Origin of the sequence: Shewanella sp. Sh95 (assembly GCF_001308045.1) — a bacterium.
In the GTDB taxonomy this organism is placed as follows: domain Bacteria; phylum Pseudomonadota; class Gammaproteobacteria; order Enterobacterales; family Shewanellaceae; genus Shewanella; species Shewanella xiamenensis.
Map to the genome: position 1 here is coordinate 20558 of NZ_LGYY01000045.1, position 20743 is coordinate 41300.

Here is a 20743-nt window from a genome sequence, read left to right on the forward strand (position 1 = left end):
GCAGCGAGTATCATGCCAAGACGAGCGTGAAGCAGTTGTGAAGAATTTAAGCGGATTAATTTAGATGCTGTTGTGGCTCGCCGTTATCCATAAATTGGATTGTTGCCAGATAGTCATTCCCTAGGCTTTGGGCCGAAAAGTGCCACCCCATGCGCTCGCTTATCCGTTCAATAATGATCAAACCACAGCCATAGCCCGTGGGCTCGGCGCTGTGGTGACTAAGCGGGTTTTTTATGGTTAGTTGATTGTTTTTCAACGTGATTTCAATATCGCCACTGCTGTAGTTAAAGGCATTTTTAATTAAGTTACCTATCACTATGTCCACAAAACTCACCGGTGCGCAAATGGCGGTATTTTGGTTAACGTTGAGCTGATGGTGGATTTCGTGTTTGGCAAAATGCTGCGCCATTTCACTTAATAACTGCGTAAGCCGTGCGGCTAAATCAACTTGGTCATAGTGTTGCGATTCAATTTGTTCCTTTCCTAATAACAAAAAGGTTTCGGTGAGGGTTTTCATCTGTTGGCCTGCGTAATCAATGCGGGCAATGGCTTTGTTAGCGATCCGCTGCTGGGCTTCGCTGGCGTTGTTTGGTAGTTTTTTAAGCAATTCTGTCGAGCCTTGGATCACCATAATGGGCGTGCGCAGTTCATGGGAGGCAAAGCGACTAAACTCCTGCTCCCGAGTAAAATAGGCGGCAATTTTGGCTTTATTTTCCAGTAGCGTTTGTTCGATATGGCGGGTTTCACGGTAGGGCGTGCTAGGGATAAAGCTCGGCTCCTCTGGCGTCAGCGCATTGATTTTTCGTTCAATTTCAAAAAATGGTGCCGATAGTAGCCGCACAAAATACAAGCCATAGGCCATGATGAACAGCAGTAAACCTACCCCGAAGAGGGATATCAAAAAATGCAGCCTGTCCTCATACCCATCGAGAAAGTCATCCGCATCATCCTTATACACCACATACAATAAACCCTGCCCTGATGGGTGCGGTGAAATTAAAAAGTGCTTATCTTCGGCGCCCAATTGGTGCTCATAAAAACCCGTTTGTTGATAAGCTTGCAGCCATTGCGGCACAAACTCTTTGCTCCAATAGGTGGTGAGTTCGTGGATATCGGGGAGCTGGGCTTTATCGCCAAATCGTTGATAGTTTTTTTGGTATTCGCGGGTTTCGGTCGCCAGTTTGTGTTCAAGGCTAATGACCTCAATTTGTTCTTCGGCGATATAAATCAAACCCCAGAAAATCGCGAACATTAGGCTCGTGAGCACTAAAAACGTTAGGCGAATTTTTTTGTATAAGCTCGGTAATGGCTTAGGGGAGGAGTCGGTAACCTTGGCCATGAATCGTCTCTAGTTTGGAATCTGTAAAGCCCTTATCCAATGCACTACGCAGGCCGTAAATATGGCTACGAAGCGCGTCGCTACAGGGGGCTTCGTCACCCCAAACCGCATCGATAACTTGTTCTTTACTCACAATGGCGGGGGCATGTTTGAGCAGTAGCGTCAAAATCGTGCGTTGGATTTTACTCAGCTTGATTTCCTTACCCGCGCGGCATGCTTGTTGCGTTGCGACATTTAAGCTGATTTCACCAAAGCGCAATATGCCTACATCTAAACGCGGCCCGCGATTATGCAGTGACCGTAGGCGCAAACACAGTTCTTCCATGGCGAAGGGTTTATTTAAAAAGTCATCACCGCCCGAGGTAAAGGAGTCAATTTTGTCCTGCAGGCTATCTCTGGCGGTTAAAAACAAAATTGGTGTATTACAAAACAGCTCTTCGCGCAGTTTTTTGACCGTACGAATACCGTCTAATTTGGGCATCATAATATCCATAATGATCACGTCATAATGGTTTTGCTGTATTAAATTGATGGCGCTTTCACCGTGATAGGCGCAGTCAGCAATAATGCCTTCGAGGGTTAAATAGTCCATGATTGTTTCTATAACATCATGATTGTCATCAACAATTAATACTTTCATTGCTTATCTTCATTTCTTCACGTTTGCTTGACGTTTCCCATACTAAGATGCCAGCCGTTGATTTAACAAGGTAAATAAGGGAGAAAAAATGAATAAGCACTTAGTAGGTATAGGTATTAGCGCATTACTATTAACCGCCTGTGGTAGCGATGGTTCATCAACGGATGTGGCGCCACCTCCCGCGAATTTACCCGCTAAAGTGATGGGGACTGTGACTCAAGTGTCCGCAGACCATCAACAGATCACTGTGAATGGATACAAGATTAATATCGCCAATGCAGATATTCGTTATCAACAACAGCCACTGGATGCAAAAGCTATTCAAGTGGGGATGCGCCTAGATTTGGTTAACCAAGGTCAGCAGGCTAAAACGGTTGCTGTCGATCCTGCGCTGGTCGGTGAAATCAGTGCCATCAATCAAAATAATATTACGGTCAATGGCATACAGTTAGCCGTTGCATCAGCTAGCCAATATAAAAAGGGCGATTGGGTAGCGGTAAATGGCTACCCCACAGTGGTCGGACAATGGCAGGTAGAGTCGATTAACCTTTTCCCAAATCTCGCAATTGCTGAAATCGAAGGTCGAGTAACAGAGCTTGATCCTGTTGCGCAGCAATTCCGCCTGGGCTCAGCCTTGATCGATTACGCTGGTATCACCCCAAAGGGTCAACTCACCGAAGGTGTGTGGGTTGAGGTTGAAGGTCAACAGGATGGCGCCGTATTTAAGGCCCACGAAGTCGACGTAGAAGATGCGAGTGATGTGCCGACGTTCAACGAGATGGAGTTAGAGGGCACTGTGACTTGGGTTAACCAAGACAAGAGCCAGTTTGAGCTTAATAGCCGCACACGACTCTATGTGACTGAACAGACTCAATTTGAAGATGGTAATCGCAGCAATTTGCTGGAAGGTAAGCGCCTAGAGGTGGATATTCAATCCACTGCTCAGGGCCTGTGGGCCAAAGAGGTCGACTTTGAAAGTTCAGATGCGGGTGGTCCATTACCCGATTTAGGCAACAAGTTTGAGCTTGAAGGGCGAGCGACGCTCGATAGCAATAACCAGCTACAAATCAATGGCTTTACCTTTATTATCGACGCGAGAACCCAGTTTGACGATGGCTTAACCCTTGCAACCCTTGATCAAAAATGGCTGCAAATTGAGGGCGTTGAATTAGCCGATGGCCAATGGCTAGTGAAGGAAATTGATCTCGAACAGCAGAGTAATGAACTGGAGTTAACCGGAAAGGTGAGCCAGAACAGTCTGTGGGGTTACCATGCTAGTGATGCCTCATTAGCGACCTTTGATGGTAAATGGGTTAATGTGGAATGTCAGTTTGATGGCATGCAAATCCACAGTTGCCGCATTGACGACTAATGCCTGTTAACGACTAACGCTCGTTAACCCCTGCAAATGGCAGCAAGATTGATCTCTTGCTGCCATTTTTATGTGCTTAAGCTTAAGCCGCGCGCACTGGCACGACACGACTGTCGGCAATACCTAAACTGGTTTCGATATTTTCCACGCTTTGCTGTACTTCTTGGGCGATGACTTCGCTCTGCTGCGAACTGGTTTGCGCTTGGTCTTTCAGGTTATCCATGCTGCGAACAAATTCATCGAGGTAATCCACCTGTTCCTTGGCGTTGAGCGAGCCTTGTTTGGCGGTATTGGCCATTTCACTCGCTTGATTTTGTACGGTTTGTGCCATTTGCCATAGGCTCTGTGCCCGCTGTTTTTGGCTATTGGTCGCTTGGGCAATGCCATCGACACTCTCGCCGAGAGCAAGGTTAGATTGGGTGAGCTGATGCAGGATTTTCACGATTTCATTTAACGACACCTGAGTACGTTGGCTCAGGCTGCGCACTTCGTCGGCGACCACGGCAAAACCGCGACCTTGCTCGCCTGCACGGGCGGCTTCGATAGCGGCATTAAGTGCCAGTAAATTAGTTTGCTCGGCGATATTGCCAATTACATCAATGATTTTTGCCACATCTGCCACTGAGTTATTCAGGCTTTCGAGCGAGGCATGGCAAAGGCCAACCGCCGTTTGGGTTTGCTCTGTGGCACTCAGTACCGCTTCGGCCTCGGCTTGGCTCGACTGCATTTGGCGCATGGTTTCGACCGCACTCTGCTCGACTAGAGCCGAGGTATGACTGACCTCATTGGCGAGGCTACGGATATGCTCGGTTTGCGACTGCGTGTCGGCGACTATGGTCTGAGTGTGTTCGGTGTGCTGCGACAGTTGAGTAATGCGCGCGACCAACTGACTTAAGGATTGAGAAACCTTAGTCATTTGTTGGCGCTGGAGTTCATCTTCCTGTTCAAAACGATGCAGTAGCTGATTAAAATGCCCTGCAATTTGGCCAGTTTCGCAGCGGCGATTGATGTCCAAACGTTCACGGCTGTTGGACTCGCTTAATTGCATAAAGGCTTGATTGAGGCGTTTGAGGGGGTTAACCACGCGGTTCTGTTGCAGGATTAAATAGCCGATCGCAAATAGCGCCATAATCGAAACCATTGCATAAAGAATGACTTGTAACTCATATTTGAGCTGTTGGTTTTTGGCCGCTTGGGCTTCACCGAGGGCAATGAGCTGCTGTTCAACTCTGCTAATGGCTTGAATTAATTGCGCTTGCATCTCCTGATTGGCTTGCAGCAGTTGGTGGGTATTGGCGACTTCTTTATTGTATCGATTGGCAAGGCTTAACAGCTCGTTGCGATCATTTTCGCCCACTTCAATTTGCTGCGGCTCACTTGCGCCGAGGGCAAATTCATCGGCTTCCTGTTGTTCATATACACCGATTAATGGCAGGGCGTTGAGTTGATCGCGCCATTGGTTAAGCGCTTTACTGGTGCTGTCGAGAATATTCTTAAGTTGCTGGTTTTTATCAATGAGATAGCCATCGGTAAGCTGCGACAGTTGATAAACAATACTGGGAAAGTCACGGCTTAATTGCAAATATTGCTCGGCTATTGCTGCATTAACGGCTAAGCCTTTGTCGGCATAGCTACCAAGCCTGCGGTTATAGTCGAGCATTTCGGATTCGGCGTGAGCCAGCAGTTGTCTTGGGTTGCCTGCGAGTTTGCCCGCCGCGCGGTATTTAGTGTCTAAGTCTTGAATAAATTGATTCAGGCCTGCCTGTAATTCCTCATCGGCATTGCCTGATGCGGCAAGGTTGAGTTCGCTGAGTTGGTTTTTGATTTTGCTCAGCTTGGCTTTGGCTTCTTCGAGTTGGGTCGCGTTGCCGCTGGTTAAATAGCCATCAAGATCGCGGCGCACGCCTACGAGAAAGTCCTGTTGCAGGCCTTGGAGTACTTGGGTTTGTTGCTCAATCTGCTGTCTTTGATCGCTACTCCAAAGTACTACTGCTGCTAATAATCCCGCAAGCAATAACAACAGCGCCGAAGCAGTACGTGACAAGGTCGAAATCTTCATGATGCAATCTTCATTGGAAACTTAAGGTAAGTTAACTGCCTAAAGTTTATGAATTTCGCGTGACATAAATATGACAGAACCAATCAAATGTCAGCGTTGTCATTATGATTTTGGGATTATTCTAGCGGTAGCCAAACTTGGGCTTTTAAACCGCCTGCGGCGCGATTCGAGAGGGTAATTTGGCCTTGGTGGCGGTCGATAATTCGTTTGATGATGGCGAGCCCAAGCCCTGAGCCGACACTGCCTCTGGCAATATCACCTTGAGTAAAAGGTTGAAACAGAGTAGGAATTTGTGATTCATCTATCCCTGGGCCATTATCTTCAACGCTAAAGCCGATGCGTTTGCCGTCAAATTGCGAGCTTATCCGCACCCAGCCGGAGCCATAACGAAAGGCGTTTTCAACTAAGTTGCTCAACACCCGCTTAATCGCCAGCCCTTGAAATAAGGCCTCGGGGCAATCGCTCAGTACGACTTCAATTTCACCATCGCGATTGGCTTCGGCTTGGGCAATATCTTGAATGAGTTTATTGATTTGCCCGGGCTCGCGGCTGGCTTCCTGATCTTGGCGAATATAGGCAATAAATTGGCTGATAATGGCATCCATATCTTCAATATCGTTGACGATACCGTCTTTAAGATATTGATCTTCTTCAACCATCATCTCAGAGGCAAGGCGGATGCGGGTCAGCGGCGTGCGCAAATCGTGGGAAATTCCCGCCATCAACAGTGCACGATCTTGCTCTAGCTGCTTCATGCTATGGGCCATCTGGTTAAAGGCGTTGGTCACTTCCACCAGTTCGCTGGAGCCTTTAAGCGGCAAAGGATCGGGAAACTCGCCACGGGACACCGAGATCGCGGCTTTTTGTAAGCGCCTTAATGGTCTGTTTTGCTGGCGAGCAAACCACCATCCGCCGGCAACACTGAGTGCGCCGATCACCATCAAGTACAAGGTCAGTGGCGACAAGTCGGAAACATTTTGCCCAATCAGCGGCACTTTAATCCACACAGACGGCGCCTGCGGTGGGCGGATCCAAATTTGCAAAACACTGCCGTGGGTAACACGGACTTCGGCATCGCCACCGAGATATTCCGACATCTGTGATGACCAAAAACCGTAGTAGGTGGCTTGTTCGATGCCAGCTTCACGGGCTTGCTGTTGGTTATACACCTTCATGCCATCGTCGCGGACTTTGGCATTGAGCGCATCGACTATGGTTAAATGCTCGCGGCCGATATCGACACCATCGACAAATAACAGATTGATTTGACGGGCGATTAACTGGTTGATTTGTTGATAGCTGGGTTTCAACACATACACAGCGACAGTGACATAGGACACCAGCTGATTGATCAGCAGCAAACAACCAATCAGCAGTACCGTTTGACTAAAGGCGCTGCGTGGAAGGAGTCGCTGCCACCACTTAAGTTTCATAGTCGTGCCAAAAAAGCGTCAACAACAGGCCAAAAGCAGCTCATCGACGGGCGGCACCGTCGGGCACAAATACATAGCCTAATCCCCACACGGTTTGAATGTAGCGCGGATTAGCGGGGTCTTTTTCAATTAAGCGCCGTAGACGCGATACCTGCACGTCAATCGAGCGCTCGAGCGCCGAATAATCACGACCACGGGCGAGGTTCATCAGTTTGTCCCGCGATAACGGTTCGCGTGGATGGGTAACTAACACTTTTAATACCGCAAATTCGCCACTGGTCAGCGCGATGGCCTCATCACCGTGGTACATCTCACGGGTAGCTAGGTCGAGTGAAAACTCGCCAAAGCTAATTTCGGCTTCTTGCTGCGCGGGCGCGCCGGGCACATCCTGAATTTGGCGGCGCATCACCGCTTTAATCCGCGCCAATAATTCACGCGGATTAAAAGGTTTTGGCAGATAATCATCGGCACCGAGTTCTAAGCCGATAATGCGGTCGACTTCATCGCCTTTGGCGGTGAGCATCACAATCGGAATGGTGCTGCCCTGTTGACGCAGACGACGGCAGATAGATAAGCCATCTTCCCCGGGCAACATCAGATCGAGCACAATCAAATGAAAGTTTTCTCGCTCCAGTAAACGGTCCATCTGCTCAGCATTGGCCGCACTGCGTACCTGATAGCCTTGCTCCATCAGGTAACGCTCGAGTAGTGCTCGTAGGCGCATATCATCATCGACAACGAGGATTTTCGAGGTTTCTTGTCCCATGGGATGTCCTTAAATTGCTCGGATTATTGCTTTTATTTTTTATGCCGTCATACAACAAAGATTAACTGGCTGAAATTGAAAACGAATCTGCCAAGAATGCGCTTAATATAGCTGGATTCAATCTGAGCGACTAGCTCATGATGTAAGCCAACCACGGTCGAATGCGACAAATTGCCAACTCATGTTAATACTAAGCAAATGAAATTGCATGGGAATCGTTGAATATATTCACTATACATATGAAATTGTAACTAAATTGGCATTTCTGGCAGCGGTGCTTTTTGCTAGTCCTTAACTTTGGCGGCGACTCTGAGTATCATCAGTGCTATGCCTGTTTAAAATTATGCTCGTTTTAGTTAACTATAGAGTCTTAACATGAAAGCGCATTTGATCACCCGCCAAGGCTGGATGACCTTAGATAAAGAATTAAAATACCTGTGGAAGGAATATCGCCCGCAGATCACCCTCAAAGTGCAAGAGGCTGCCGCGCAGGGCGATCGAAGTGAAAATGCGGATTACACTTACAACAAAAGGCTTTTGCGTCAAATAGATAGTCGTGTTCGCTATTTGGTTAAGCGCCTCGAAGAACTCAAAATTGTCGACTATTCTCCGCAGCAGGAAGGCAAAATTTACTTTGGCGCTTGGTTTGAGCTTGAAAACGACGCGGGTGAGCGCGTGCGTTATCGGATTGTCGGTAAAGATGAGCTCGATACTAAACTGGGTTATATCACTATTGATTCCCCCATGGCACGGGCGCTTATCGGCAAACAAGTTGATGATGAAGTGGTGGTGCAAACGCCCTCTGGCCCAAAGACATGGTATATCAACGAAATCCGTTATACGCCGTTCGACACCTTGCTTGACTCGGCGCTCGCGGACGAGGGGGAATAAACCTCGCGAGATCAAACTCTCGGCGATTTTCAGCGGCAAATCGCTCGCATCATATGAAACAACGACTGCGCCTGTGGTATCTTGGGCGCAATTAGGATTAATCAAACCGTTAGGCACGATACTTTATTTATGCAGACTATTGCCCAAATTATTGCTCAGGAACTCAATGTTCGTGAGCATCAAGTCACTGCCACCATAGATTTGCTCGACAATGGTGCCACTGTTCCCTTCGTCGCCCGTTATCGTAAAGAGGCGACTGGTGGTTTAGACGACACCCAGTTACGTACGCTGTACACCCGTTTAGGTTATTTGCGTGAATTGAATGACAGACGTCAGGTGATTTTATCCAGCATTCAAGCGCAGGGTAAATTAACGCCTGAGCTGCAACGGGAAATCGAAGGCGCCGATAGTAAAACGCGTCTCGAGGATCTGTATCTTCCCTTCAAACCTAAGCGTCGCACTAAGGGCCAAATTGCCATTGAAGCGGGATTAGAGCCGCTGGTCGAAACCTTGTTAGCGGATCGCAATGCCGATATTGAAGCATTGGCTGCGGGTTATCTGAATCTAGAAGCGGGTTTTGCCGACACCAAAGCGGTATTGGAAGGTGCCCGTTATATCCTGATGGAGCGCTACGCCGAAGATGCGGAATTACTGCGTAAAGTTCGCGAACATTTAAGCCAAAACAGTGTGTTAGAGAGCCGTGTTATTGCCGGCAAAGAGAAGGAAGGCGCGAAGTTTCGCGATTATTTCGAGCACAACGAACCTTTGGCCAAAGTGCCATCTCACCGCGCCTTAGCTATGCTCCGTGGCCGTAATGAAGGCTTCCTGTCATTATCGATGAATGCCGATCCCGGTGCAGAGGCGGGTCAAGGCAGTTACTGTGAAGTCATTATTAGTGAGCATTTAGGCTTAAAGCTGGGCGATAGCAGTGTGGATCAGTGGCTCAAAACGGTCGTTACTGCCACGTGGCGAATTAAAATTGCCCTGCAAATGGAAACCGAGTTTATCTCGCAAATGCGTGAGCGCGCCGAAGCGGAAGCCATTAACGTATTTGCCCGTAACTTGGGTGATTTACTGATGGCCGCGCCAGCGGGCGCCAAGGCAACCATGGGCCTAGACCCAGGTCTACGTACTGGCGTTAAAGTCGCCGTGGTGGATAACACGGGTAAGTTGGTGGCACACACCACGATTTTCCCCCATGCACCACAGAATTTATGGGACAAGTCGATTCGTACCCTCGCCAACTTAGTGCAAATGCATAAGGTAGAGTTAATCGCGATTGGTAACGGCACCGCCTCCCGTGAAACCGATAAATTAGCGGCTGAGTTGATCGCCAGCCTCAAGGACAGCCAACCACAGCTGACCAAAGTGATGGTGAGCGAAGCGGGCGCCTCGGTGTATTCCGCATCAGAACTGGCGGCATTAGAATTCCCTGAGCTAGACGTTTCGATTCGCGGCGCGGTCTCAATTGCCCGTCGTTTACAGGACCCCTTAGCGGAACTGGTGAAGATTGAGCCTAAGTCTATCGGCGTTGGTCAATATCAACACGATGTGAGTCAAAGCCAGCTTTCTAGCTCGCTCGAAGCCGTGGTCGAGGATTGTGTAAACGGTGTAGGCGTGGACTTAAACATGGCGTCTGTGCCTTTGCTATCGCAAGTTGCAGGTTTAAATAAAACCTTGGCCAAAAACGTGGTGGATTACCGCGATGCCAACGGCGCCTTCAAAAATCGTAAAGAGCTGTTAAAAGTACCGCGTTTAGGCCCTAAAGCCTTTGAGCAAGCCGCAGGCTTTTTACGTATTCGTGACGGCGATAATCCATTAGATATGTCAGCGGTTCACCCGGAAGCCTATTCGCTGGTCGAAACGATTGCCAAGACCAAACAAGTCGATGTGGCGAGCCTTATTGGCAATTCAGAATTATTACGCAACATCAAACCGCAGGAGTTTACGACTCCTGAGTTTGGTCTGCCGACAGTGACCGACATCCTTAGCGAGCTGGATAAACCTGGCCGTGACCCCCGTGGCGAGTTTAAAACCGCTAAGTTTAAAGATGGGGTTGAAGAGCTTAAGGATCTCAAGCCTGAGATGATCCTCGAAGGCGTTGTCACCAACGTGACTAACTTTGGTGCCTTTGTGGATATCGGCGTGCACCAAGATGGTTTAGTGCATATCTCGTCATTAACCGACAAATTTATTACTGATCCCCATACCGTGGTCAAAGCGGGTGATGTGGTAAAAGTGAAGGTGATGGAAGTGGATGTGGAGCGCCGCCGAATTGGCCTGAGTATGCGTCTGGATGAGGCGATTGATCAGAGTAAGTCGCAAACTCGCACGCCAGTGCAGGGTAAGCATCAGGGTAACAAACCGAATCAGCACAAAGCGTCACAGCACAAATCATCACAACCTCAGTCTGGGCGGTCAGCACCCAAGCCAGCCCCTGTCAATGCGGCGATGGGCAATGCCTTTGCTGATGCTTTCGCTAAGCTGAAAAAGTAAGTCATCTCGATGTGACTCGGGCATTAGCATGTGCCCGAGTCGACATTTTTTACCCCTCAATCACAAAATTGTTGCATGTTTGCTACGACAGGTAATATAAAGGCGGCAATTTAATGCAACCTTAAGCCAGATCGGTTGTCATATAGCAACTTCTGGTAATTTTTCAAATTGACACTCCAAAGCTGAGTGTGCGTTTAATGTTTTTGGGGTAATACATGCAGTCAGGTTTATCTGCTGGTGGACGCAAGGGCGCCCACGGGCCCTTTCGCGTCATTCTTATTTTCAGTCTGTTAGTACTGGCTATTGCTACCGCTAGCCGAATCGGTTTAGGCCTGTGGCAAGGCGAACGTGTAGCCGCTGTTGACGGTTGGTCGCATTTGTTGCTGCAAGGTATTCGTGTCGATATTGCAACCCTATGTTGGTTATGGGGTGTGGCAGCCTTAGGTACAGCGATATTTTCGGGCGATCATTTGATTGGCCGAGCATGGCAATGGATTCTGCGTTTATGGCTAACCATAGGCCTCTGGACTATCTTATTCCTCGAAGTATCAACGCCCGCCTTTATTGAGGAATACGGCATTCGCCCTAATCGTTTGTATGTGGAGTATTTGATTTATCCCAAAGAAGTGCTGTCGATGCTGTGGGCGGGACGCAAGCTTGAGCTGATTTTTTCTGTGGTGCTGAGTATCGCAACCCTATGGGGCGGCTGGGTATTGAGCGGTAAGTTGTGTAAAAACCTGCGTTTCCCCCGTTGGTATTGGCGCCCGGTGTTAGCCGTGCTGGTTATCGTTTTGACCCTATTGGGTGCGCGTTCAACCTTAGGTCATAGACCGATTAACCCTGCGATGGTGGCATTTGCCGATGATCCGTTAGTAAACTCCTTAGTGATCAACTCCGCTTATTCTTTAGTGTTTGCGATCAAACAAATGGGCAGTGAGGAAGATGCTTCTAAGGTGTATGGCTCCTTGGACAAAGATGAGATTATCAAGGTCATTAGGCAGGAGAGCGGTCGCCCTGAGAGTGCGTTTACCTCAAATGAACTTCCCTCTCTGAGCTTTAACCAAGCCAGTTATACCGGAAAGCCTAAAAATTTAGTGATCCTGCTGCAAGAAAGTCTGGGAGCCCGTTTTGTGGGGAGTTTAGGTGGTTTGCCGTTAACGCCAAATATCGATGCCCTCTCACAGGAAGGCTGGTATTTCGATAATCTCTACGCCACTGGCACACGCTCTGTGCGCGGAATTGAAGCTGTTACGACTGGTTTTACCCCTACGCCAGCCCGTGCGGTGGTGAAATTAGGCAAGAGCCAGACGGGTTTCTTCAGTATCGCTGAATTGTTAAAAAATCACGGCTATACCACCCAATTTATCTATGGTGGTGAGAGCCATTTTGACAATATGCGTAGCTTCTTCCTCGGGAATGGTTTTAGCGACATTATCGATCAGAAGGATTATAAATCTCCTGCGTTTGTCGGCTCTTGGGGTGCTTCTGATGAAGATTTAATGCGTAAGGCAAATAGTGAGTTTGAGCGTCTGCATAGCGAAGGTAAACCGTTCTTTAGTTTAGTGTTTAGCTCGAGTAACCACGATCCATTCGAATTTCCCGATGGCCGTATTGAGCTGTATGAGCAACCAAAACAAACCCGTAATAACGCGGCAAAATATGCCGATTATGCGATTGGTGAGTTCTTTAAGCTGGCCAAAAATGCCGACTACTGGAAGGACACCGTCTTTATTGTGGTAGCTGACCATGACAGTCGAGTCGGTGGTGCGGATCTGGTGCCAGTATCGCGTTTCCGTATTCCTGGGTTAATCCTTGGGGATAATGTTGCACCAAAACGCGATCACCGTATCGTGAGTCAAATCGACTTACCGCCAACCTTGTTATCTTTGATTGGTATTTCAGACTCTTACCCTATGTTAGGGCGTGACTTAACTCAGGTCAGCGATGATTGGCCTGGACGTGCACTGATGCAATACGACAAAAATTTTGCGTTGATGGAAGGCAAGGATGTGGTGATCCTGCAGCCAGAGAAAGCGGCGCAAGGTTTCCAATATGATGAAAAAACTGAGCACTTAACGCCTTATGCACCCGCGGCGCAGGCGCTAGAGAAAAAGGCCTTAAGTTGGGCCCTGTGGGGCAGCCTAGCCTACCAGCAAGAGCTGTATCGCTCGGGTAAGTAACCGAATAAAAAATGCCGCTGATTAGCGGCATTTTTTATCTTTCAAATCAGCATTTTTTAAATCCAAGCCGACATAGATGGTTCGGTCTCAGGCTGAGTTTGCTGCGCATAATATTGTCCAATACGCTGGCCAACCTGCTGATAAAACTGAGGTGATTCGCCCTGAATAGGTTGACGAGCCGTTGTTGTACCCATTTTGGCATTGGTATTGGCTGGTCTCGGATTTTGTTGGCCGACTTTGAGGCGAATATCCTTACGTTGCAGCGCGGCTGGGCCGCGTACAGGCACTTTTAATGTCTTGGGAAGCGCGCGATCAGCGGCAACAATAGGAGCTTGCTTTTCCTGCTGTTGCTGGCTCTGTTGCTGTGAAGACTGCTGTTGCTGCTTATCTTGAACTTGTTGCTGATTTTGCTCGAGTAAGCGTGCCTGTTGCTGAGCTTGGTCGGCAGTACGTTCATTTTGCGGGTTAAAGGCGCGTTCTTCATGGCCTTTAGTCGCAGCCTGTGGTGGGATAACCACGGGTTTGAGCTGATTGTCGACCCGAGCCGAGTCCGTCGCGACATTGGTGGTCGCTAGCGGAACTTGGGGGTAATTACTGACAAGCAGCATGAAAAATTCCTTGTAGCCTTAATGGTTAAATACTAGCCATTTATTGCTCAAAGATAAAGCGCTAGTCCTTGAATTGCGCCAGCCAAGGTGTGATTGCTTGCAAGAATTCTTTCCTGTGGGACACAAACGGTGCGTGGGATGCCTTGGCGAGCATCACATCTGTGATATGGCTTGCGGTGGGCATTTGAGGTTGCACGCGTTTGGGCACGAGTCCATCGAGCCTGCCCCAGATCCGCAGCCAAGGTTGCTGTATCGCCGATAACTGCGGTCTAAGATCGATTTGGTTCAGCATATCAAGGCCTTGAGTTAATGCCGCAGCATCGGGAAGTGGGCGAGCTAAGACTAAATCCCGTAGCTGTTTGATATCGTCTTTGGCAGTTTCACTGCCCATGGCCTGAATTGCTAAGAAGCGCTCAATGGTTTTTGGTAAATTTTGCCCAAGCTGTTCGCCAAACATACTGAGTACTTGTGGCGGGATACCGGGCCATGCTTCTTCTTCCCTTGCCATAAAACAGGGGGAAGAGGCGATAGTGACTAATCCTTTAATCTGCAATGGATAGCGAATGGCAGCTTGAGTTGCCACTAAACCGCCCAGCGACCAGCCAGCCCAAATTGCATTGGCGGGTAAGCTACTGATTAACGCATCGACCCAAGCAGATAAATCGCCCGCTATCGGTTGGCTTAAGCCAAAACCCGGCAGATCGACATAGTGCACTCTATACTCAGACAGTTGCTCATGCAGCGGCGTAAACACGGCGCAATTAACCCCCCAACCGTGGATCATCACTAGATCTGGCCCTTGGCCAATGGTTTCGATATGCAGTTGGGGATGATGAGTAGACGTTGTAGCGTTCACTAAAATACCTCAAATAGGATGTTGTATGTCGGGCGATAGCAAATGGATTTGGTCGCAACAGGGGGCGAAGCTATTACGCTTAGTCTCGCATTGGGTGCATCGTTGCTTGGCAGGCAGTTTACCTAACCGCTGCTTACTGTGCCACCAATCCCTAAATTCAACGGAAGTAGGATTTTGCCAGGTATGCCTGCAAACTGGCTTGTATCACAGCCCCATTTGCTTAGGTTGCGGCAAATCCATGCAACTTGAGCTGGAATATTGTGGTCAATGTCAAAAGCATCAGCCGCGAAAAGTCATCGCTCCTTGTAGTTATCATCAAGGCTTTGGCCCTTGGATAGCCGCTATCAAATATCAGGGACAACTCGCCGCCTTACCCTTATTGTGCCAAGCCTTAGTGGCGCGCGTTGGTCAGCTTGAACAGCAAGGATTAACCACTCTACCACAGGCCATAGTACCAGTACCTTTACACCCCAACCGATTAAGGCAACGCGGATTTAATCAAGCTTGGCTCATCGCACATGAATTATCGAAGCAGCTCTCGCTCCCTCTGATCAGTGACGGATTGGTTCGGCTACAAGATACCCGCCCACAAGCTGGACTCAATGGCGCGCAGCGGCGACGAAATCTACAGGATGCCTTTGAGTTAAATGCCGATTTTGCCTATCAACGGATTGCGTTAGTGGATGATGTGGTAACGACAGGCACGACGGTTGCGGAAATCGCCCGTTTATTTGAAGCGCGATACGTGCATGTTCAAATATGGTGTCTTGCACGAGCCGAAGCGCCAGGCTTGTTGGAAGATATCGCAGGTGAAAACATAGAGTCGCGATAGTCATACATTAGTGGTTTGCATGTTAAGTTGCTGCATTTAAAGCGTGATGGATTTTGCAAAATTCCAGAACTTGCTACCCTAGGGACTACAAAGCGCGAGTGACTAGGAGTATCATACGGCTAATTCTTACTAAAACACTCAGGTATCCCCTGACGGAGCTGGTTTCCATGATTACGATTTCCGATGCGGCTCAAGCCCATTTTGTAAAGTTGTTAGCAGATCAACCTGAAGGCACTCATATTCGTGTATTTGTGATAAGCCCAGGTACCGCACAAGCTGAGTGTGGCGTGTCTTACTGTCCACCTGATGCCGTTGAAAGCGATGATATTGAATTAGCATTCAATGGCTTTAGCGCTATGGTAGACGAAAAGAGTGCACCTTTCTTAGAAGAAGCCTCAATTGACTTTGTGACCGATCAATTAGGTTCGCAATTAACCCTTAAAGCGCCAAATGCGAAAATGCGTAAAGTTGCGGGTGATGCGCCTTTAGTGGAGCGTATCGAATACGTTATTCAATCAGAAATCAACCCACAATTAGCTAGCCATGGCGGCAACATTATGTTGGTTGAGATCACCAAAGAAGGCGTTGCGGTATTGCAGTTTGGCGGTGGTTGTAACGGTTGTTCGCAAGTGGATATCACCTTAAAGGATGGTATCGAAAAACAACTGTTAGATATGTTCCCTGGTGAATTAACGGGTGTGCGTGACGTAACCGATCACCAACACGGTGAGCATTCTTACGCTTAATCTTTTGAGTTGAGCTAAATGAAAAACGCGACCTTGAGTCGCGTTTTTTATATTTGGCTTTGATGCTACAACTGAGTTTTTAGGTTATCTGCTAAAAACTTATCCAGCGCCTTAAAGGTGGTTAATCTGTGGTCATTGTTACTCAAATAATGGTCACCATTTTCAAGCTCAATATATTCGACGTTTTTCTTACGAGATTTTAGCTCGTCAAACATTTCGCGGCTGTGTTGTACCTTGACCACTCGGTCCTTATCGCCATGCAGTAGTAATACTGGGATGGTGATCTTATCGGCTTTGCTGATGGGCGAGCGTTCATAGAGGACGTTAAAGTCATCGCCAATTTGTTCTTTGACGACTTCATAATTGGTAAAACGGCGACTGGATTTTACCAGGTAAGCCACGTCTGTCACCCCAGCAACACTGACTGCGCAGCGATACAGTTCGGGTGTCATTGCGGCGCCCATCAGTGCTGCATAACCACCATAACTCGCGCCGACAATACAGATACGTTGCGGATCGCTAATCCCTTGATTGATTAGGTAACGCGTGCCATCTTCCACATCGTTTTGCATTTCGAGCCCCCAGCTTTTTAGGCCGGCTTTCATAAACTCATAGCCATAGCCTGCTGAACCCCGAAAGTTCATTCTGAATACTGCGTAGCCACGGTTGGCAAAAAACTGTGCCCAATAATCGAAGTCATTACTGTCGTAACTAATGGGGCCGCCGTGGGGGAAGATAATGGTTGGCAGTTGCTTGGATTCGAGGCCCTTTGGCACTGTCAGGTAAGCATCGATTTTGAGTTTATCCCGCGCTTCGTAGCTTAAGTATTGCGTGTCGGCGAGTTGCTCGCTGCTGAGCTTGCTATATCTCTCAGCAATCGGAAACAGCGCCTTCTCATCCCTATCGCCAAAGTAATAGGTGCCGGGCTGAGTCGAGCTGGTGGAGTAGACGATATAGCGGCGTTCATTGGCGCTAAATTGGGTGATGTAGTTGTGAGCATTGGGTAATACCGCTTTCAGCCCATTTTGTAGGCCCGCATATTCAGGATCCCAAAAAGTATACTCTTCGCCATCACCCTCACTGATCCCAATAACTTTTTTCTTTAATTCTGAATAGATGAGATCGCCTTCGACATCGGTATTTTCGTTGGCGTACACCAGCTCCTTGGTGAGCTTAGGATCGGTTAAATTCACCTTAAAGATAGCTTCAAATCCTTGGTGATAGGCGCGTACGTACAGAATATTCGGGTCGGCATCAAACCCCAGTGGCCAGACACTCTCTTCAGAGAAAGCTTTAAAGCTCCAAAGCAAGCGAGACTCTGCTTTTTGTTCGGGCTGTTCGTAGATTCGGTACTCAGTATCATCGTTATAGATGGAAATTCGGACCTTGTGCTGCCTGTCGGTAACCCAGCCGATGATATTACGCTTAGCATTTTGAATGTAGGAGGACTTTCCCTGTGACAGATTGACTTTGAGTACGCTGTCTTCCCCTACATTTTGGCCCATGCCATCAAGGGATAGCAGAATATGTTCCGAGTCATCTGGCATCAGATCGATAACTTGCCCTTGATGTTGGGGGATCCAACTGAGTCGATCGATAACACTAGGAGCAAGTACACTCGAAGTCTTTCGAGTGGTTAAATCGTACTTAACTAGGCGGGTTTCGGTTGTTGGTGTTCCATAACGATTTGCTGGAAACTGAGCTTTTATTAACAATGTAGTATTGTTTGCCCACCTTAACGACAGCATTACAAATTTTTGGTTATCAGTATGAACTGCAACGTCTTTTTCACCCGTTTCTAAATCGAGAATGCTGACAACGGTTCCCTTGAGTTTAGGTTGTTCGACACGAACAATGGAGGCAATTTTTTTACCATCGGGTGACAATTGCACAGAGCTGACATCGGGAATACTAGCAAAAGCCTCGACGGGAAGTTGTGGTACCGTTTGGGCAAGCAGTGGCAGGCTTAGCCACAGGAGCAGTAGAGGTAAAATCCTTTTCATTTTATATCACATTTATATTACAAAAGTTGTGCGTATAATAATCGGTCAAACCTAAGTAAGCTACTGTCTTTACTGAGTTAACTAACAATAAATGTCTTACTAAAGCGATAATGTGCTGCAAGGGTCAGGCTACGCGTTAACATAAAGGCTGTTATGGCCGCCCACAGAGCATGGTTAGCCTGCTCAGAAGGCAATAGCGATTGTAGTAAATACCATGTCGGAAAGAAGGCGCCAAATGTCGCAATAATCATGCTATTACGCATCACTTTACCCTGCGCCGCACCGATATAAACACCATCGAATAGGTAAGAGCTAAAAGACCAAAGCGGTAGCAATACCAACCAAATCAGATAAGTCTGTGCTGTGGTTCTGACCTTATCAATACTGGTCAACAGTTCGATAATATGGCTTCCCCAAAGGCTAAAGATCAGTGTAAACCCAACTGCTGTGATGGCAGACCAACACCAAGCCAGCACCACGGCTTCATGCAATTGCTGCGCACGCTTTTGACCATAGGCTTTGCCCACTTCGGCCTCGGCATAATAGGCGATGCCATCGAGGGCGTAGGAGATTAATAGCAGTAAATTCAATAACACTGCATTGGCTGCGACGGTATTGTCCCCAAGGCCTGCACCGTGAAAGGTCATAAAGGCGAAGGCAGCTTGCAGGCATAGACTGCGGATAAAAATATCGCTATTGAGTTTGAGCAGTTTGCCGTAACCGGCAAACGTCAGATGGACACGCAATTGGTCAAATTTAAATTGAGACGACAGCTTAAGCTGTTGTAATACCATGTAGAGCGCAACGCTAAAGGCGGTGATGTCGGCACATACTGAAGCGAGTGCTGCGCCTTTTACGCCCCAGCCGAATCCCATTACAAACAGTACATCGAGTATAATATTGGCTAAATTGGCGAGGATAAGCTGCCACATCGCCGCCTTGGGTTGTTGCCGGCCAAGGAGCCAGCCGAGCATAACTAAATTGAGTAGGGCGAATGGCGTCGACCAAACGCGGACTTGAAAATATTCTCGGCAATAACGCTCCACTTCCATACTCGCCTCGGAGAGGCCGAGCGCTAAATTCAATATCGGGAGCTGCAATAGGATCACCGCGATACCCAGTCCAGTCGCCAGCATCGCGCCTTGAACCAGCAATTTTAATTGGCTCGCGGTATCGTTTGCGCCATAGGCCTGTGCGACTAAGCCTGTGGTCGCCATTCGTAAAAAGCCTAATAACCAAATGATTAATGTGATAATCGTTGACCCGAGTGCGACGCCCCCTAAATAATAGGCGTCACTCAAATGCCCTATCACAGCGGTATCCACTAATCCCAATAACGGAACCGTGATATTGGAGAGGATCATCGGCAGTGCAAGCGCGAACAGTTGGCGATTTTTAGCGCCATTAAACAGCAGCGCGAGTGCGGTAGATTTTGCAGTAGTCATTGATATTGGAGGTATTCACATTATGGTTAAACGTGCGTTATTGGCACTCTTCGGGTTGATGACTTTTTCGGCCAATGCCGTGGTCATTTTACAGTATCACCATGTGTCAGAAACCACGCCAGCGGCGACGAGCGTCACGCCTGCACAATTTCGTGAGCAAATGCAGTTCTTGGCGGATGATGGCTTTAAGGTGATTCCGTTATCGCAGGTGGTCGAAGCGATAAAGCAAAAACAAGATTTACCCGCCAAAACGGTGGCGATTACTTTCGATGATGGTTATCGCAGCATTGCGACCACAGCGCATCCCATCCTAAAGGAATTTGGTTTTCCCTACACCTTATTTGTGGCAATTGAGCCTATTAAACAAAAGTTTACTGAGATGATGACTTGGGAGCAGCTCATCACGCTCTCCAAGGAAGGGGCCGATATTGCTAACCACAGCTGGGCCCATGAACATCTGATCCGCAGGCTGGACAATGAATCTCAAAGCCAATGGTTGGCGCGAATTAAGGCCAATATTCAGGACACCGAAAATGCGATTCGCGAGGCGACTGGGCAGAATTTTAAAATGCTGGCCTATCCCTATGGTGAATACAATCAGGCGATTCAAGACATGTTGACCGAAAACGGCTTTGTTGCCTTTGGCCAACAGTCAGGGGCGGCAGGCCCTTATTCGCCACTCACGGCGCTGCCGCGCTTCCCTGTGGCGGGGCAATATGCGGATTTAAAGAGCCTAAAAGCCAAGTTATACAGTCTCAATATGCCAGTGCTTGAGCAAACACCTAGCGATCCTGAGCTTAAGGGCGGAAATTGGCGCCCCGAGCTTAAGGTGAAGCTCGATATGAGCGATATTTCGGCTAAGCAAGTGATGTGTTATATCCAAGGGCAAGGCGCAAAAACACCTACTTGGTTAAGTGAAAACGAGTTTAGCATTCAAGCCGATTTAGCCTTGCCTGCTGGCCGCTCGCGCTACAACTGTACGGCACCAAGTAAGACGCGCAATGGTTTTTACTGGTTTTCTCAGCCTTGGGTGAGACCGAAAGACGACGGTTCTTGGGTCAAAGAATAGTCTCATCT

Annotated in this window: 16 protein-coding genes; 7 read left to right on the plus strand and 9 right to left on the minus strand. The window is 48.2% G+C overall.

Features of this window, described 5'->3' with window-relative positions; translation table 11 throughout:
- Positions 1 to 55: 55 nt before the first annotated feature.
- On the minus strand, positions 56 to 1339 hold the full coding sequence (locus AEA42_RS03615; RefSeq protein ID WP_055646989.1) for a HAMP domain-containing sensor histidine kinase: 1284 nt from the start codon (positions 1337 to 1339) through the stop codon (positions 56 to 58).
- The gene (locus tag AEA42_RS03620; protein ID WP_055646990.1) at positions 1311 to 1979 is read right to left on the minus strand and encodes a response regulator transcription factor; all 669 of its coding nucleotides are present in this window, start codon (positions 1977 to 1979) and stop codon (positions 1311 to 1313) included. Before AEA42_RS03620 ends, AEA42_RS03615 begins: the two co-directional genes overlap by 29 nt.
- 88 nt (positions 1980 to 2067) lie before the next feature.
- Between AEA42_RS03620 and AEA42_RS03625 the strand changes: the two genes are divergently transcribed.
- The gene (locus tag AEA42_RS03625; protein ID WP_055646991.1) at positions 2068 to 3351 is read left to right on the plus strand and encodes a DUF5666 domain-containing protein; all 1284 of its coding nucleotides are present in this window, start codon (positions 2068 to 2070) and stop codon (positions 3349 to 3351) included.
- A gap of 82 nt (positions 3352 to 3433) precedes the next feature.
- Here AEA42_RS03625 and AEA42_RS03630 read toward each other — a convergent pair whose 3' ends face one another.
- The 3 genes from AEA42_RS03630 to ompR form a co-directional block, all read right to left on the minus strand.
- Positions 3434 to 5410 carry a methyl-accepting chemotaxis protein gene (locus AEA42_RS03630; RefSeq protein ID WP_055646992.1) on the minus strand — a complete coding sequence of 659 codons (1977 nt, stop codon included), beginning with the start codon at positions 5408 to 5410 and terminating at the stop codon, positions 3434 to 3436.
- A gap of 116 nt (positions 5411 to 5526) precedes the next feature.
- Complete coding sequence (gene envZ, locus AEA42_RS03635) at positions 5527 to 6843, minus strand: two-component system sensor histidine kinase EnvZ (RefSeq protein WP_037427393.1); 1317 nt, start codon at positions 6841 to 6843, stop codon at positions 5527 to 5529.
- 40 nt (positions 6844 to 6883) lie between these two features.
- A complete protein-coding gene (gene ompR / locus AEA42_RS03640) occupies positions 6884 to 7609 on the minus strand; it encodes a two-component system response regulator OmpR (protein ID WP_037423742.1) in 726 nt (241 codons plus the stop codon).
- Between the two features lie 375 nt (positions 7610 to 7984).
- Here ompR and greB point away from each other — a divergent pair, with 375 nt between their 5' ends.
- From greB to AEA42_RS03655, 3 genes are all read left to right on the plus strand, one after another.
- Positions 7985 to 8500 carry a transcription elongation factor GreB gene (gene greB / locus AEA42_RS03645; protein WP_037427391.1) on the plus strand — a complete coding sequence of 172 codons (516 nt, stop codon included), beginning with the start codon at positions 7985 to 7987 and terminating at the stop codon, positions 8498 to 8500.
- A 129-nt stretch (positions 8501 to 8629) separates the two neighbouring features.
- Complete coding sequence (locus tag AEA42_RS03650; protein WP_055646993.1) at positions 8630 to 10996, plus strand: Tex family protein; 2367 nt, start codon at positions 8630 to 8632, stop codon at positions 10994 to 10996.
- 215 nt (positions 10997 to 11211) lie between these two features.
- Positions 11212 to 13176, plus strand: a complete 1965-nt coding sequence (locus AEA42_RS03655; protein WP_055646994.1) for an LTA synthase family protein — start codon at positions 11212 to 11214, stop codon at positions 13174 to 13176.
- 56 nt (positions 13177 to 13232) lie between these two features.
- Here AEA42_RS03655 and AEA42_RS03660 read toward each other — a convergent pair whose 3' ends face one another.
- Entirely contained in the window at positions 13233 to 13784 is a 552-nt protein-coding gene (locus tag AEA42_RS03660; protein WP_055646995.1) for a hypothetical protein, read from the minus strand.
- A gap of 61 nt (positions 13785 to 13845) precedes the next feature.
- Positions 13846 to 14640, minus strand: a complete 795-nt coding sequence (gene bioH, locus AEA42_RS03665) for a pimeloyl-ACP methyl ester esterase BioH (RefSeq protein ID WP_055646996.1) — start codon at positions 14638 to 14640, stop codon at positions 13846 to 13848.
- 25 nt (positions 14641 to 14665) lie between these two features.
- Between bioH and AEA42_RS03670 the strand changes: the two genes are divergently transcribed.
- Entirely contained in the window at positions 14666 to 15472 is an 807-nt protein-coding gene (locus tag AEA42_RS03670; RefSeq protein WP_055646997.1) for a ComF family protein, read from the plus strand.
- Positions 15473 to 15639: 167 nt separating this feature from the next.
- Positions 15640 to 16218, plus strand: coding sequence for a Fe-S biogenesis protein NfuA (nfuA, locus tag AEA42_RS03675; RefSeq protein WP_037423725.1), 579 nt, complete (start codon positions 15640 to 15642; stop codon positions 16216 to 16218).
- Between the two features lie 65 nt (positions 16219 to 16283).
- On the opposite strand, the gene AEA42_RS03680 is transcribed toward nfuA, so the two are convergent.
- Positions 16284 to 18221 (minus strand): S9 family peptidase, encoded by a 1938-nt coding sequence (locus tag AEA42_RS03680; RefSeq protein WP_055646998.1) that lies wholly within the window; start codon positions 18219 to 18221, stop codon positions 16284 to 16286.
- Positions 18222 to 18298: 77 nt separating this feature from the next.
- Entirely contained in the window at positions 18299 to 19666 is a 1368-nt protein-coding gene (locus AEA42_RS03685; protein ID WP_055646999.1) for an MATE family efflux transporter, read from the minus strand.
- Positions 19667 to 19688: 22 nt separating this feature from the next.
- Between AEA42_RS03685 and AEA42_RS03690 the strand changes: the two genes are divergently transcribed.
- On the plus strand, positions 19689 to 20735 hold the full coding sequence (locus AEA42_RS03690) for a polysaccharide deacetylase family protein (RefSeq protein ID WP_037423857.1): 1047 nt from the start codon (positions 19689 to 19691) through the stop codon (positions 20733 to 20735).
- Positions 20736 to 20743 lie beyond the last annotated feature (8 nt).

What these genes read in the sequence shown, in the direction of transcription:
- AEA42_RS03650 (WP_055646993.1), top strand. Translation starts at nt 8,630, where the DNA reads ATGCAGACTATTGCCCAAATTATTGCTCAGGAACTCAATGTTCGTGAG.
- AEA42_RS03655 (WP_055646994.1), top strand. Translation starts at nt 11,212, where the DNA reads ATGCAGTCAGGTTTATCTGCTGGTGGACGCAAGGGCGCCCACGGGCCC.
- AEA42_RS03630 (WP_055646992.1), bottom strand. Translation starts at nt 5,410, where the DNA reads ATGAAGATTTCGACCTTGTCACGTACTGCTTCGGCGCTGTTGTTATTG.
- AEA42_RS03680 (WP_055646998.1), bottom strand. Translation starts at nt 18,221, where the DNA reads ATGAAAAGGATTTTACCTCTACTGCTCCTGTGGCTAAGCCTGCCACTG.
- ompR (WP_037423742.1), bottom strand. Translation starts at nt 7,609, where the DNA reads ATGGGACAAGAAACCTCGAAAATCCTCGTTGTCGATGATGATATGCGC.
- envZ (WP_037427393.1), bottom strand. Translation starts at nt 6,843, where the DNA reads ATGAAACTTAAGTGGTGGCAGCGACTCCTTCCACGCAGCGCCTTTAGT.
- AEA42_RS03615 (WP_055646989.1), bottom strand. Translation starts at nt 1,339, where the DNA reads ATGGCCAAGGTTACCGACTCCTCCCCTAAGCCATTACCGAGCTTATAC.
- greB (WP_037427391.1), top strand. Translation starts at nt 7,985, where the DNA reads ATGAAAGCGCATTTGATCACCCGCCAAGGCTGGATGACCTTAGATAAA.
- AEA42_RS03620 (WP_055646990.1), bottom strand. Translation starts at nt 1,979, where the DNA reads ATGAAAGTATTAATTGTTGATGACAATCATGATGTTATAGAAACAATC.
- AEA42_RS03625 (WP_055646991.1), top strand. Translation starts at nt 2,068, where the DNA reads ATGAATAAGCACTTAGTAGGTATAGGTATTAGCGCATTACTATTAACC.
- nfuA (WP_037423725.1), top strand. Translation starts at nt 15,640, where the DNA reads ATGATTACGATTTCCGATGCGGCTCAAGCCCATTTTGTAAAGTTGTTA.
- AEA42_RS03670 (WP_055646997.1), top strand. Translation starts at nt 14,666, where the DNA reads ATGTCGGGCGATAGCAAATGGATTTGGTCGCAACAGGGGGCGAAGCTA.
- AEA42_RS03660 (WP_055646995.1), bottom strand. Translation starts at nt 13,784, where the DNA reads ATGCTGCTTGTCAGTAATTACCCCCAAGTTCCGCTAGCGACCACCAAT.
- AEA42_RS03685 (WP_055646999.1), bottom strand. Translation starts at nt 19,666, where the DNA reads ATGACTACTGCAAAATCTACCGCACTCGCGCTGCTGTTTAATGGCGCT.
- AEA42_RS03690 (WP_037423857.1), top strand. Translation starts at nt 19,689, where the DNA reads ATGGTTAAACGTGCGTTATTGGCACTCTTCGGGTTGATGACTTTTTCG.